The sequence below is a fragment of the Myxococcus stipitatus DSM 14675 genome, assembly GCF_000331735.1.
Lineage (GTDB): Bacteria > Myxococcota > Myxococcia > Myxococcales > Myxococcaceae > Myxococcus > Myxococcus stipitatus.
This window is the reverse complement of record NC_020126.1, coordinates 4,542,868-4,557,689: the sequence shown is the minus strand read 5'-3', so window position 1 is coordinate 4,557,689 and position 14,822 is coordinate 4,542,868. Positions and strand designations below refer to the sequence as shown.

General features: G+C 68.4%; 2 protein-coding genes and 3 pseudogenes. All 5 read left to right on the top strand.

The window, feature by feature from the left end; all coding sequences use genetic code 11:
- Positions 1-104: 104 nt before the first annotated feature.
- Positions 105-9,947: pseudogene (locus MYSTI_RS44680) on the top strand (amino acid adenylation domain-containing protein); the annotation flags it as partial.
- Positions 9,865-10,335 carry an AMP-binding protein gene (locus tag MYSTI_RS45700; protein WP_201768996.1) on the top strand — a complete coding sequence of 157 codons (471 nt, stop codon included), beginning with the start codon at positions 9,865-9,867 and terminating at the stop codon, positions 10,333-10,335. The pseudogene MYSTI_RS44680 and the gene MYSTI_RS45700, both read left to right, overlap by 83 nt.
- Positions 10,332-13,094 (top strand): annotated as a pseudogene (locus MYSTI_RS45695) (condensation domain-containing protein); the annotation flags it as partial. The gene MYSTI_RS45700 and the pseudogene MYSTI_RS45695, both read left to right, overlap by 4 nt.
- 197 nt (positions 13,095-13,291) lie before the next feature.
- Positions 13,292-13,561 (top strand): annotated as a pseudogene (locus MYSTI_RS45690) (AMP-binding protein); the annotation flags it as partial.
- A 108-nt stretch (positions 13,562-13,669) separates the two neighbouring features.
- The gene (locus tag MYSTI_RS45315) at positions 13,670-14,542 is read left to right on the top strand and encodes a phosphopantetheine-binding protein (RefSeq protein WP_015349158.1); all 873 of its coding nucleotides are present in this window, start codon (positions 13,670-13,672) and stop codon (positions 14,540-14,542) included.
- Positions 14,543-14,822 lie beyond the last annotated feature (280 nt).

Below are 14,822 nucleotides of genomic sequence, written 5' to 3'. Positions count from 1 at the left end.
CCTGATTCGCCACGGGGCCGGTGGAGGACTCCTTCACCGGCCCGCCCCATTTTTCGCCTCCGCCCTGGGCAATCCCCGGTCACCGGAGCCCCTGGAGTACAGAGATGAGCGGCAGCTCCAAGAATCTCGACAAGCTCTCCCCCAAGCAGCGTGCGCTGTATGAGCTCCTCCTCAAGGAGAAGAAGGGACAGCTCCAGGAAGCGTCGACGAAGGCCGTGGAGCGGACCATTCCGCGCCGCACCGATACGGCACCCGCGCCCGCGTCATTCCCCCAGCAACGCCTGTGGGTGGTGGACCAGCTCGAGGGCGGCCGCGCCTTCGCGTACAACGTCCACATCACCGTCCAGTTCACCGGCACGTTGGACATCGCCCTGTTGGAGCGGTGTGTGAACCAGGTCGCCCGGCGCCACGAGTCGCTGCGCACCGTGTTCGCCGCGCGCGAGGACGGCATCCCCGTGCAGGTGGTCGTGCCGGAGATGCACCTGTCGGTCCCCGTCGAGGACATCTCGCACCTGCCGAAGGAGGAGCAGGACGCGGAGGTGGATCGCCGCACCACCGAGGAGTCCCAGCGCCTGTTCGACCTGGCGCGTGGGCCGCTGCTGCGCGGCAAGGTGTTGCGCCTGGGGCCCGACAACCACGTGGCCCTCGTCACCATGCATCACCTGGTGACGGACCGGTGGTCGCTGGGCGTGTTCGTCCGCGAGCTGATGGCCTTCTACGCCGCTGAGGTCACCGGCCAGTCGCCCGACCTGCCCGTGCCCGCCATCCAGTACTCCGACTTCGCCGTCTGGCAGCGCGAGCGCATGCAGGGCGAGCGGCTGCGCAAGGAGCTGGAGTTCTGGAAGCAGCACCTGCGCACGCTGCCCGCGCCGCTGGAGCTGCCCACGGACAGGCCCCGTCCTCCCGAGCAGACGTACCGAGGCTCCCGCCAGTTCGTCACCTTCCCGGTGTCGCTCACGCGCGCCCTCAAGGAGGTCAGCCAGCAGGAGGGCGCGACGCTCTTCATGACGCTGCTGTCCGTCTTCCAGACGTTGATGCACCGGCACTCGCGGCAGACGGACATCACCGTCGGCTCGCCCATCGCCGGCCGCAACGTGCCGGAGCTGGAGCCGCTCATCGGCTTCTTCGTCAACACGCTGGTGCTGCGCAACGATTTGGGCGGCAACCCCACCTTCCGCGAGCTGCTTCGCCGCGCGAAGGACGTGTGCATGGCGGCGTACGCGCACCAGGAGCTTCCGTTCGAGAAGCTGGTGGAGGAGCTGCGCCCGCCGCGCGACTTGAGCCGTCACCCGCTCTTCCAGGTGATGTTCAGCTTCCAGAACACGCCCCGGCAGGACCTGTCGATGCCGGGGTTGCAGTCCACGTACCTGCTCGTGGACCCGGGCTCCGCCAAGTTCGACCTGCTCCTGGAGCTGCGCGAGGACCGGCCGGACGAGATCTTCGGTTGGCTCGAGTACAACACCGACCTGTTCGACGTCGCGACCGTCCAGCGGATGCGCGGGCACTTCTACACGCTGCTCGGCGCGGTGGCGGCGAACCCGGACATGCGGCTGTCCGAGCTGCCCATCCTCACCCAGGAGGAGCAGCTCCAGCTCCTCTCCGAGTTCCAGGGACACGGGGACGACTTCCCGCGCGACGTCTGCCTGCACTCCCTCATCGAGGCCCAGGCCCGTCGTACACCCGACGCGGAGGCCCTTCACTTCGAAGGCGCCTCGCTCACCTACGCCCAGCTCGACGCGCGCTCCAACCAGCTCGCCCGCCACCTGCGCGCGCTCGGTGCCCGTCCGGGCTCCCTCGTCGGCATCTCCCTCGAGCGCTCACTCGACCTCGTCGTCGCGATGGTCGCCGTCCTCAAGTCCGGCGCGGCCTACGTCCCGCTCGACCCGGCGTACCCCCGTGAGCGCATCGCCGGGATGCTCGAGGACACCCAGGCCCCCGTCCTCCTCACCCACCAGCACCTCCTCGCGGTGCTGCCCGCGTCCTCCGCGCACATCCTCTGCCTCGACACGCAGTGGGACGCCGTCGGCGCGCACTCAGCCGAAGCCGTTCCGCTTCTTTCCGGCGCGGACGCTCCCGCCTACGTCATCTTCACGTCCGGCTCGACGGGTCGCCCCAAGGGCGCCATCAACTCCCACAAGAGTGTCGTCAACCGGCTCCTCTGGGGACAGCGCGAGTTCTCCCTCGCGCCCTCGGACTCCCTCCTCCAGAAGACGCCGTTCTCCTTCGACGTCTCCGTCTTCGAGTTCTTCTGGCCGCTCATCTCGGGCGCGCGGCTCGTCCTCGCGAAGCCAGGCGGACACCAGGACCCCACGTACCTCGCACGGCTCATCGCCGAGGCACGCATCACCACGGTCCACTTCGTCCCCTCCATGCTCCGCGTCTTCCTCGACGAGCCGGGCCTGGAGTCCCTCACTTCGCTCCGCCGCCTGATGTGCAGCGGTGAGGCCCTCCCCGCGGAGCTCGTCCGCCGCGCGCACTCGCGCCTGCCCGCCTCCGTCGAGGTCCACAACCTCTACGGCCCCACCGAGGCCGCCGTCGAAGTCTCTCACTGGCACTGCGCTCGCGGAGACACGCGCCACTTCGTCCCCATCGGCCGCCCCATCTCCAACACCCAGCTCCACGTCCTCGACGACACGGGGCGCCCCTCGCCTGTCGGTGTCCCCGGTGAGCTCTTCATCGGCGGCATCCAGGTCTGCCTCGGCTACCTCAACCGCCCCTCGCTCACCGCCGAGCGCTTCATCCCGGACGCCTTCTCGGCCACGCCGGGCGCGCGCCTCTACCGCACCGGTGACGTCGCGCGCTGGCTGCCCGACGGCTCCATCGAGTACATCGGCCGCGCCGACTTCCAGGTGAAGCTGCGCGGCTTCCGCATCGAGCTCGGTGAAATCGAAGCGGCGCTCCTCGCCTTCCCCGGCGTCTCCGACTCCGTCGTCGTCCTGCGCGAGGACAACGCCGCTCCCCGCATCGTCGCCTATCTCGTCGCCTCCTCCGACATCGACCCTCAGGCCCTGCGCGCCTCCCTCGCCGTGCGCCTGCCTGAGTTCATGGTGCCGTCCGCGTTCGTGACGCTGCCCGCCCTGCCGCTGTCACCCAACGGCAAGGTCGACAGGCGGGCCCTGCCTGCGCCGGAGCTGAAGGCGCGCGACGCATCGGACTACCTCGAGCCCAAGACCGCGCCGCAGCAGACCCTGGCCACCATCTGGGCGGAGCTGCTGGGCGTGTCCAGCGTTGGCCTCCACGACAACTTCTTCGAGCTGGGCGGCGACTCCATCCTCGCCATCCAGGTCGTCTCGCGCGCACGCCAGGCCGGGCTGCACCTGTCCGCCAACCAGCTCTTCCAGCACCAGACGCTGGAGGCCCTGTCCCGCGTCGCGAAGCAGGCCGACGGGCCGCAGGCCGCGCAGTCCTTGGAGCTCGGCACGTCGCTCCTGACGCCCATCCAGCTCGACTACTTCGAGGGTGAGCGGCCCCAGCCGCACCACTTCGCGCAGGCGTTCATGCTCGCGTCGAGCGAGCCCGTGGACGTCCCGTGCCTGGAGACCGCGCTGCGCGCCGTCGTCTCCCATCACGACACGCTGCGGCTGCGCTTCATGCGCCAGTCCGATGGCACCTGGCATCAGGAGTTCGCTCGACCGGAGACCGCCGTCCGCCTGGTGCAGGTGGACCTCGCGTCCGTGTCCGACGCGGAGCTGCCCTCGGCCCTCGAGTCCGCGGGCTCCCGACTCCACGCCAGCCACACGCTGGAGGAAGGGTTGCTCCTGCGTGCCGCCCTCCTCCACCTCGGCGCGGAGCGCGGCTCCCGCCTCCTGCTGTCCGTGCATCACCTGGGTGTGGACGGGGTCTCGTGGCGCACGCTGCTGGAGGACCTGGGCACGGCCTACGTGCAGTCGCGTCAGGGCCGTCCGGTGTCGCTGCCTCCCAAGTCCACGTCGTTCAAGACGTGGGCGTCGAAGCTGACCGAGTTCGCGCGCTCCGAGGACATCGCGCGCGAGCGCACCTACTGGCTGGAAGAGGGCCGACGCGAGGTCCCCGCCCTCCCCACGAATGGGCCCGGCGGCGACACGTCCGTGGCCTCCGCGCGCACGGTGGAGGTCTCGCTGGACGAGGCCCAGACGCGCCTGCTGTTGCAGGAGACGCCGACGGCCTGGCGCGCGCACATCAACGACGTGCTGCTGACGGCGTTGGCCGAGAGCCTCACGGACTGGATGGGCCAGCCGCGCGTGCGCGTGGACCTGGAAGGTCACGGCCGCGAGCCGTTCTCCGACGACGTGGACCTGTCCCGCACCGTGGGCTGGTTCACCACGCTGTACCCCGTGACGTTGGATGTCTCGGGCGCCGCGAGCCTGGGTGACAGGCTGCGCGCGGTGCGTGACTCGATGAGGCGCCTGCCTCGGAAGGGTCTGGGCTACGGCCTGCTGCGCCACCTCGCGGGCGAGGAGCAGGGCCTCGAGCTCCGTGCGCTTCCGCGTGCCCAGGTGCTCTTCAACTACCTGGGCCAGTTCCATCAGCCCTCCGGTGATGGCTCCGTGCTGAACCCGTTCACCGCGACGCGTGAGCCCCTGGGCGCCCTGCGTGCTCCCACGGCCCCGCTCTCGCATCTGCTGGAGATCAACGGCTACGTCTTCGAGGGCCGACTGACGCTGGTCTGGACGTACAGCGAGGCCGCGCACCAGGCGCGGACCATCCAGTCCCTCGCCGAGCGCTGCATGCACGCGCTGCGGCAGCTCATCGATGCGCGGGGTTCCGCCGATGCTCGCCGCTTCACGCCCACGGACTTCCCGTTGGCGCGGCTGTCTCAGTCCGTGCTGGACCAGGTGTTGCCCTCGGGGAAAGGGGCGGATGACCTCTACCCGCTGTCGCCCATGCAGCAGGGCATGCTCTTCCACACGCTCGCGGCCCCGGGCTCCGGCGTCTATGTCACGCAGCTGTCGTGGACCTTCGGCGGCGCCGTGGACATGGCCGCCTTCCGCCGCACATGGGAAGTGGTCATCGAGCGTCAGCCGCTGCTGCGCACGTCCTTCATCGCCGAGGGCGCCGACGAGCCCCTCCAGTGGGTCCACCCGGAAGCCACCCTCCCGTGGGAGGAGCACGACTGGCGCGGCGTGGATGAGGCCACGCGGCAAGGCCGCTTCGACGCCCTCGTGGCCGAAGACCGCGCCCGTGGCTTCGACCTGCACACGCCGCCGCTGTTGCGTCTGACCGTCATCCGGACGGAGGACACCACGTGGCGCGTCCTGTGGACGCTGCACCACCTCATCGTGGATGGATGGAGCCTGGGCCTCCTCTTCCAGGAGCTCTTCACCACCTACGAGCAGGTGCGCTCGAACAGGCTCACGTCCAGGAGCGAGTCGACCTCCTTCCGCGACTACATCGCCTGGTTCCAGCGCCAGTCGCTGGATTCCGCGGAGACCTACTGGCGCAAGGCGCTGCGCGGGTTCACGGCGCCCACGCCACTGCCCGGTGCGCTCCCTCGAAACACGCAGGCCGCGCTTCGGCGTCAGAACCTGAACCTCTGGGTGCCGGCGGAGACGACCTCCGCGCTCCAGTCCTTCGCCCGTCAGCATCACCTCACGCTCAACGCGCTGGTCCAGGCCGCCTGGGCCCTGGTGCTCTCACGTCACACCGGCGAGCGGGACATCCTCTTCGGCGGCACCACGTCGGGCCGCTCCGCCGACATCGCCGGCATCGAGCAGGCCGTCGGCCTCTTCATCAACACGCTGCCCGTCCGCCTCTTCGTCGACGAGGACACCACCGTCCTCTCGTGGCTCCAGCAGCTCCACACGCAACAGCTCGAGCTGCGCCAGTTCGAGCACACGCCCCTGGTGCGCCTGCACGGGTGGAGCGACGTGCCGCGCGGCACGCCCCTCTTCGAGTCCCTCTTCATCGTCGAGAACTTCCCCGTCGACGCCGCGGTCAACTCGGCCAGCGCGGAGCTGGGCATCCGCGACTTCAGCGCGCGGGAGCAGGCGGACACCCCGCTGGAGGCGTACGTCATCCCAGGTGACTCGATGGAGCTGCGTCTGCTCTTCGACGCCGCCCGCTTCGAGTCCTCCACGCCCGAGCGCCTCTTGCGGCACTGGGGCGTCGCGCTCCAGACCCTCGTCTCGAATCCGAATGCCCGCCTGGGGACGCTCTCCCTGTTGACGGGTGAGGAGCGCGAGCAGGTCGTCCGCACGTTCAACACGTCCGCACGCCCGGTCGACCCGTCCTGCCTCCACCTCCAGTTCGCCGCCCGGGCCACGAGTACGCCCGACGCCGTCGCGCTCTCCTTCGGCGACGAGTCGCTCACGTACGGACAGCTCCACGAGCGCGTCCTCCGCATCTCCCACCGGCTCCAGTCGCTCGGCCTCCGCCCGGACGCGCCCGTCGGCCTCTTCCTCCACCGCTCCACCGACATGGTCGCGGCCATGCTCGGCATTCTCCACGCGGGCGGCGCCTACCTGCCGCTCGACCCCGACTACCCCACGGAGCGGCTCTCCTGGATGCTCCAGGACTCGCGAGCGCCCTTCGTCCTCACGTCCCGCGCGCTCGTCGACTCGCTCCCGTCTTCCGACGCGAGTGTCCTCCTCATCGAGGAGACCGGCGACACGGCGGCGCGGGCCCCGGGCAACGCGTCTTCCGCCCACCTCGCCTACGTCATCTACACGTCGGGCTCCACCGGACGGCCCAAGGGCGTCATGGTGCCGCACGGCACCGCGGCCAACTTCTTCGCCGCCATGGATGACCGCCTCGGCGCGGCGTCCGGCACCTGGCTCGCCGTCACCTCCATCTCATTCGACATCTCCGTCCTCGAGCTCCTCTGGACGCTCTGCCGAGGCTTCCACGTCGTCCTCCACGACGAGCGAGCCGCCTCCCGCCTCGGCACGGCGCTCACGCTGCCGGAAGTCCTCCACCGTCACCCCGTGACGCATCTGCAGTGCACGCCGTCGTTCGCCCGCTCCAAGGTGCTCGACCCGGAGTGTGTCCCCGCGCTCTCCGCCCTCCGCTTCCTGCTCGTCGGCGGTGAGGCGCTCCCCGGGCCGCTCGCGTCCCAGCTCCGCGCTTCGCTTCCGCAGTCCGCGCTCCTCAACATGTACGGCCCGACGGAGACCACCGTCTGGTCGTCCGCGCACACCGCGTCGGCCGCGGACGAGGGCGTGTCCACGCTCTCCATCGGCACGCCGCTCGCGAACAACCGCCTCTTCGTCCTCGACCCGTCGGGACAGCCCTTGCCCATCGGCGCACCGGGCGAGCTGTTCATCTCCGGCGACGGCGTGGTCCGGGGCTACCTTGGCCGTCCGGACCTCACCGCCGAGCGGTTCCTCCCGGATGCCTTCTCCGGAGTCCCGGGCGCGCGCCTCTACCGCACGGGCGACCTGGCTCGCTGGCGTGCCGATGGCTCGCTCGACTTCCTCGGCCGCGTCGACTTCCAGGTGAAGCTGCGCGGCTTCCGCATCGAGCTGGGTGAAGTCGAAGCGGTCCTCTCACGCCACCCGTCCGTCCTGCAGGCGGTCTGCGGCGTCCACCTCGACGCCTCGGGTGACGGACGTCTCGTCGCGTGGCTCGTCCCGCAGCCGGGCCTCACGCTCGAGTCCTCCGCGCTCCGCGACTTCGTCCAACGGCACCTGCCCGAGCACATGGTGCCGTCCGTCCTCCTCTCCCTCCCGTCGCTCCCGCTCACGCCCAACGGCAAGGTCGACCGCAAGGCGCTTCCCGCGCCCGTGCAGACGGACTCGGGACCGCGCTACGTCGCGCCGCGCACGCCGACCGAGGAGCTGCTAGCGGGGGTGTTCGCGCAGGTGCTGGGTGTGGAGCGCGTGGGGGCAATGGACAGCTTCTTCGCGCTCGGGGGGCACTCGCTCCTCGCGGCGCAGCTCGTCTCGCGCGTCCGTGCCTCGTTCCACCTCGAGCTCCCGCTCCGAGTCCTCTTCGAGGCCCCCACGGTCGCGCTCCTCGCCGAGCGCATCACGCGGCTCGCTTCGTCCGCGGCCGTCGACGTGGCCCCCATCGCGCGAGCCGACAGGGCCCGGCCGCTCCCTCTCTCCTTCGCGCAGCAGCGTCTCTGGTTCCTGGATCAACTCCAGCCGGGGAGCTCGGCCTACAACCTCCCCTGGGCCATCAAGTTCAGCGGCGCGCTGAACACGCACGCGCTTCGTGAATCCCTCCGTGCCTTGGGACAGCGCCACGAGGCCCTGCGGACCCGATTCGCCGTCCACGAGGGACAGCCCGTTCAGCTCATCCAGGAGCAGTTCCCCCTGGAGCTTCCCGTCATCGACCTCTCGTCTCTCCCCGAGCAGGACCGGGACGCCGAGGCGCTGCGGCTCGCGGCCGCCGAAGCACTGCGCCCGTTCAATCTGGAACAAGACCCGGTGCTCCGAGCCTCGCTCATCAAGCTGAGCGAGTCACAGCACCTACTGCTCGTCACCGTCCACCACATCGCGGCGGACGGCTGGTCCATTCCGATCATCGTTCGCGAGCTCGCGGCCTTCTACCAGCACCACAGCGGGGGCGAGTCCGCGCGGCTTCCGACGCTGCCCATCCAGTACGCGGACTTCTCCGTCTGGCAGCGGCAGTGGCTTGCGGGTGACCTCCTCGACCAGGAGATCGCCTGGTGGCGTCAGCACCTGGAGGGGGCTTCGCCCTCTCTCGAGCTGCTCACCGACAGGCCCCGTCCCGCCGTCCAGACCTACCGAGGTTCGGTCCTTCCCTTCACGTTGTCTCGGGAAGTGACGCAGGCCGTGAAGGCTCTCGCCCAGCGCGAGGGTGCCACGTCGTTCATGGTCCTCCTCGCGTCGTTCCAGCTCCTGCTCTCCCGCTACTCGGGCCAGGACGACATCTCGGTCGGCTCTCCCATCGCCAACCGCAATCGCGCGGAGACCGAAGGCCTCATCGGCTTCTTCGTCAACACCCTCGTCTTCCGCTCTCGCCTCCAGGGCGTCCGCTCGTTCCGTGAGCTGCTTGCTCAGGTTCGCCTCAACACGCTCGCCGCCTACGAGCACCAGGACGTCCCCTTCGAGAAGCTCGTCGAGGAACTCCAGCCGCAGCGCGACCTGAGCCGATCTCCGCTCTTCCAGGTCACGCTCACGCTGCTGAACACTCCAGAGCCTTCGCTCACGCTTCCGGGGCTCGTCCTCGAATCCCTGCCCGTCGAGATCAACACCTCGAAGTACGACTTCAGCCTCATCCTCGAGGAGAGCGACCGGCTCTCGGGCACGCTCAACTACAACACGGACCTCTTCGACGCCTCCTCCATGGAGCGGCTGCTCGCCCACTTCTCCGGCCTTCTCGAAGCGGTTGTCGCACAGCCTGAGCTCCAGCTCTCTTCCCTCTCGCTCCTCACTTCCTCCGAGAAGCAGCAGGTCCTCTCCTCCTGGAACGACACTGCTTCGGCCTATCCGCGTGACTCCTCCATCCACGCGCTCTTCTCTCAGCAGGCCGCTCGGTCTCCTGACTCCATCGCTGTCTCTTCCGCTGGCGAAGCCCTCACCTACGCCGCGCTGGACTCTCGCTCCAACCAGCTCGCCCACTACCTGCGTTCATTGGGCGTCCTCCCCGGCTCTCGCGTCGCTCTCCGCCTCGACCGCTCGCCCGACCTCATCGTCTCGCTTCTCGCCATCCTCAAGGCGGGCGCCGCCTACGTCCCCCTCGACAAGGCCTGGCCCTCCGAGCGCCTCTCCTTCGTCCTCCGTGAGTCCTCCGCCGGCGTCCTCGTCTCCCACTCCGACGTCGCTGACGACCTCCCTTCCTCCTCGTCCGTCCTTCTCCTCCTCGACGAGCAGGCTCGCCTCATCTCACGTCAGCCCTCTTCGCCTCTCGCACACTTGGGCTCCGGTGAGGACCTCGCCTACGTCATGTTCACCTCGGGCTCCACGGGCGAGCCCAAGGGTGTCTGCATTCCCCACCGTGGCGTCACCCGCCTCGTCTCTTCTTCCTTCATCCGCTTCTCCCCCTCCGACGTCTGGCTCCACGCGGCCCCCGTCCGCCTTCGACGCCTCCACCCTCCGAAATACTGGGGCGGCTCTCCTCCACGGCTCCAAGCTCGTCCTCGCTCCTCCTCACGCCCTCTCTCTCGACGAGCTCGCTTCCCTCCTCCTCCAGGAGCGCATCTCTTCTCTCTGGCTGACGGCTGCCCTCTTCGAGCAGATGGCTTCTCTCCAGCCCTCCGCTCTCGCCTCCGTCTCCCAGCTCCTCGCTGGTGGCGACGCTCTTCCTCCTTCTCGCGTCCGCGAGCACCTCTCTCGCCTCCCCCTTGGCCACCTCTTCGTCAACGGCTACGGGCCCACCGAGAACACCACCTTCTCCGCCACCTTCCCCCTCCGCCACGGCGACTCCTTCTCCCTCACCGAGAAGGGGTGAGGAATGAAGCGCTCAGCGGTGAGGTCAGGACGGTTGAGGTAACCCCAAGCGAGGCCGTCACCGCCGACGAAGAGCTCACCGGGGAGTCCAGGAGGAAGAGGGAGGAGAGAGGAGGAGTCGAGGACGAAGGCGGAGGAGTTGGAGAGAGGGGCGCCGATGGGGACGGAGCTCCCGGCGCTCGCCTCTACCGCACCGGCGACCTCGTCCGCTGGCTCCCCGACGGCTCTCTCGAGTTCCTCGGCCGCTCCGACTTCCAGGTGAAGGTCCGCGGCTTCCGCATCGAGCTCGGTGAAGTCGAGGCTGCTCTCCGCCTCTTCCCAGGCGTCCACGAGGCCGCTGTCCTCGCTCGTGAGGACATCCCCGGCGACAAGCGCCTCGTCGCCTACTTCACTTCCTCCGAAGGCCAGGGCGTCGACTCCTCCTCCCTTCGCTCCTTCCTCCTCCAGCGCCTGCCCGAGTACATGGTGCCGGCCGCTCTCGTCTCTCTCTCGTCCTTCCCTCTCTCCACCAACGGCAAGCTCGACAGGAAGGCCCTTCCTCCTCCTGACTTCGCCTCGGCCTCTGCTTCAGAGGACTTCACTCCTCCCTCCTCTCAGGCCCAAGAGCGTCTCGCCTCCATCTTCTCCGACGTCCTCGGCCTCCCTCGCGTCAGCGTCCACTCCGACTTCTTCGAGCTGGGTGGCCACTCCCTCCTCGCCACTCAAGTCGTCTCCCGCATCCGCTCCGGCTTCAACGTCGAGCTCCCCCTCGGCGAGCTCTTCTCCTCTCCCACCGTTGCTCTTCTCGCCGAGCGCCTCGAGAGCCTCTCCTCTTCTCGCGTCCTGCCTCTCGTCCCCGCCGACAGGACTCAGGCCCTCCCGCTCTCCTTCGCCCAGCAGCGCCTCTGGTTCCTCGACCAGCTCCAGCCCGGCAACTCCACCTACAACATCCCCTGGGTCCTCAAGCTCTCCGGCTCCCTCAACCCAGACGCGCTCCTTCAGTCCCTCCGCGCCCTGATTCAGCGCCACGAAGTCCTCCGCACCCACTTCAGCGTCCTCGACGGCCGTCCCGTGCAGGTCATCCAGGACCATGCTCGCCTGGACATGCCTCTCGTCGACCTCTCCGCTCTTTCCGAGCAGGAGAGAAACACCGAGACGCAGCGATTGATCCGTCAGGAGGCCCTGCACTCGTTTGATCTGTCTCGCGGACCTCTCATCCACGCGACGCTGGTGCGCCACGGTCAAGACGAGCACCTGCTGCTCGCCACCGTGCATCACATCGTCTCTGACGGTTGGTCCATCTCCGTCATCGTCCGCGAGCTCGCGGCCTTCTACCGTCAGTATTGCGGTGGTGAGTCCGCGCAGCTTCCTGCGCTGCCCATTCAATACGCAGACTTCTCTGTCTGGCAGCGGCAGTGGCTCGCCGGCGATGTCCTGGAGCAAGAGATCGCCTGGTGGCGTCAGCATCTCGACGGGGCGTCGCCCTCTCTCGAGCTGCTCACCGACAGGCCCCGTCCCGCCGTCCAGACCTATCGCGGCGCACTGCTGACTTTCTCTCTGTCTCGTGAAGTGACGCAGGCGGTGAAGGCCCTCGCCCAGCGCGAGGGTGCTACGCCCTTCATGGTTCTCCTCGCGGCCTTCCAGCTCCTGCTCTCTCGCTACTCGGGCCAGGACGACATCTCGGTCGGCTCTCCCATCGCCAACCGCAATCGTTCAGAGACCGAAGGCCTCATCGGCTTCTTCGTCAACACCCTCGTCCTGCGCGCTCGCCTCCAGGGCATCCGCTCGTTCCGTGAGCTGCTCGCACAGGTTCGCCTCAGCACGCTCGCCGCCTACGAGCACCAGGACGTCCCCTTCGAGAAGCTTGTCGAGGAGCTGCTGCCGCAGCGTGACCTCTCTCGCTCCCCGCTCTTCCAGGTCACCCTCACGCTCCAGAACGCGCCAGAAGGAGAACTCTCGCTCCCTGGTCTCATCCTGAGCGGGTTGCCCTCCACCATCGAGTCTTCGAAGTACGACTTCAGCCTCGTCCTCGAAGAGGGTGCCCATCTCTCAGGCACGCTCAACTACAACACGGACCTCTTCGACGCCTCCTCCATGGAGCGGCTGCTCGCACACTTCTCCGGCCTGCTCGAAGCCGTCGTCTCTCAGCCCGAGCTTCAGCTCTCTTCCCTCTCGCTCCTCACTTCCTCCGAGAAGCAGCAGGTCCTCTCCTCCTGGAACGACACCGCTTCGGCCTACCCGCGTGACTCCTCCATCCACGCGCTCTTCTCTCAGCAGGCCGCTCGGTCTCCTGACTCCGTCGCTGTCTCTTCCGGCGGTGAGTCACTCACCTACGCCGCCCTGGACTCCCGCGCCAATCAGCTCGCCCACTACCTGCGCTCATTGGGCGTCCTCCCAGGCTCTCGCGTCGCTCTCCGCCTCGACCGCTCGCCCGACCTCATCGTCTCGCTTCTCGCCATCCTCAAGGCGGGCGCCGCCTACGTCCCCCTCGACAAGGCCTGGCCCTCCGAGCGCCTCTCCTTCGTCCTCCGCGAGTCCTCCGCCGGCGTCCTCGTCTCTCACTCCGACGTCGCTGACGACCTCCCTTCCTCCTCGTCCGTCCTCGTCCTCCTCGACGAGCAGGCCCGCCTCATCTCCCGCCAGCCCTCCTCGCCTCTCGCATACTTGGGCTCCGGCGAGGACCTCGCCTACGTCATGTTCACCTCGGGCTCCACGGGCGAGCCCAAGGGTGTCTGCATTCCTCACCGCGGCGTCACTCGCCTCGTCTCTTCTTCCTTCATCCGCTTCTCCCCCTCCGACGTCTGGCTCCATGCGGCCCCCGTCGCCTTCGACGCCTCCACCTCGAAATCTGGGGGCTCTCCTCCACGGCTCCAAGCTCGTCCTCGCTCCTCCCCACGCCCTCTCTCTCGACGAGCTCGCTTCTCTCCTTCTCCAGGAGCGCATCTCTTCTCTCTGGCTGACGGCGCCTCTTCGAGCAGATGGCTTCTCTCCAGCCTTCCGCTCTTGCCTCCGTCTCCCAGCTCCTCGCTGGTGGCGACGCTCTTCCTCCTTCTCGCGTCCGCGAGCACCTCTCTCGCCTCCCCCCTGGCCACCTCTTCGTCAACGGCTACGGGCCCACCGAGAACACCACCTTCTCCGCCACCTTCCCCCTCCGCCACGGCGACTCCTTCTCCCGCTCCGTCCCCATCGGCGCCCCTCTCTCCAACTCCTCCGCCTTCGTCCTCGACTCCTCTTCTCTCCTCCCTCTTCCTCCCGGCCTCCCCGGTGAGCTCTTCGTCGGCGGTGACGGCCTCGCTTGGGGCTACCTCAACCGTCCTGACCTCACCGCTGAGCGCTTCATCCCTCACCCCTTCTCGGTGACTCCCGGCGCTCGCCTCTACCGCACCGGCGACCTCGTCCGCTGGCTCCCCGACGGCTCTCTCGAGTTCCTCGGCCGCTCCGACTTCCAGGTGAAGGTCCGCGGCTTCCGCATCGAGCTCGGTGAAGTCGAGGCTGCTCTCCGCCTCTTCCCAGGCGTCCACGAGGCCGCTGTCCTCGCTCGTGAGGACATCCCCGGCGACAAGCGTCTCGTCGCCTACTTCACTTCCTCCGAAGGCCAGGGCGTCGACTCCTCCTCCCTTCGCTCCTTCCTCCTCCAGCGCCTGCCCGAGTACATGGTGCCGGCCGCTCTCGTCTCTCTCCCGTCCTTCCCCCTCTCACCCAACGGCAAGCTCGACAGGAAGGCCCTCCCTCCTCCCGACTTCGCCTCTGCGGCCTCTTCCGACGCGGACTTCGTCGAGCCTTCCTCTCCTGCGCAGGCTCGGCTCGCCTCCATCTTCTCCGACGTCCTCGGCCTCCCTCGCGTCAGCATCCACTCCGACTTCTTCGAGCTGGGTGGCCACTCCCTCCTCGCCACTCAAGTCGTCTCCCGCATCCGCTCCGCCTTCAACGTCGAGCTCCCCCTCGGCGAGCTCTTCTCTTCTCCCACCGTTGCTCTTCTCGCCGAGCGCCTCGAGAGCCTCTCCTCTTCTCGCGTCCTGCCTCTCGTCCCCGCCGACAGGACTCAGGCCCTCCCGCTCTCCTTCGCCAGCAGCGCCTCTGGTTCCTCGACCAGCTCCAGCCCGGCAACTCCACCTACAACATCCCCTGGGTCCTCAAGCTCTCGGCTCCTCACCCAGACGCGCTCCTTCAGTCCCTCCGCGCCTGACTCAGCGCCACGAAGTCCTCCGCACCCACTTCGCCCTCGTTGACGACCGGCCTGTTCAAGTCATCCAGGACCACGCGCTCCTGACATGCCGCTCGTCGACCTCTCCGCGCTTTCCGAGCAGGAGAGGACCGCGGAGACCCAGCGGTTGATCCGTGATGAGGCCGCGCACTCGTTTGACCTGTCTCGTGGCCGCTCGTCCACGCGACGCTGGTTCGCCACGGTCACGACGAGCACCTCCTGCTCGCCACCGTGCATCACATCGTCTCGACGGTTGGTCCATCTCCGTCATCGTTCGCGAGATCGCCGCGTTCTATCGCCAGTAC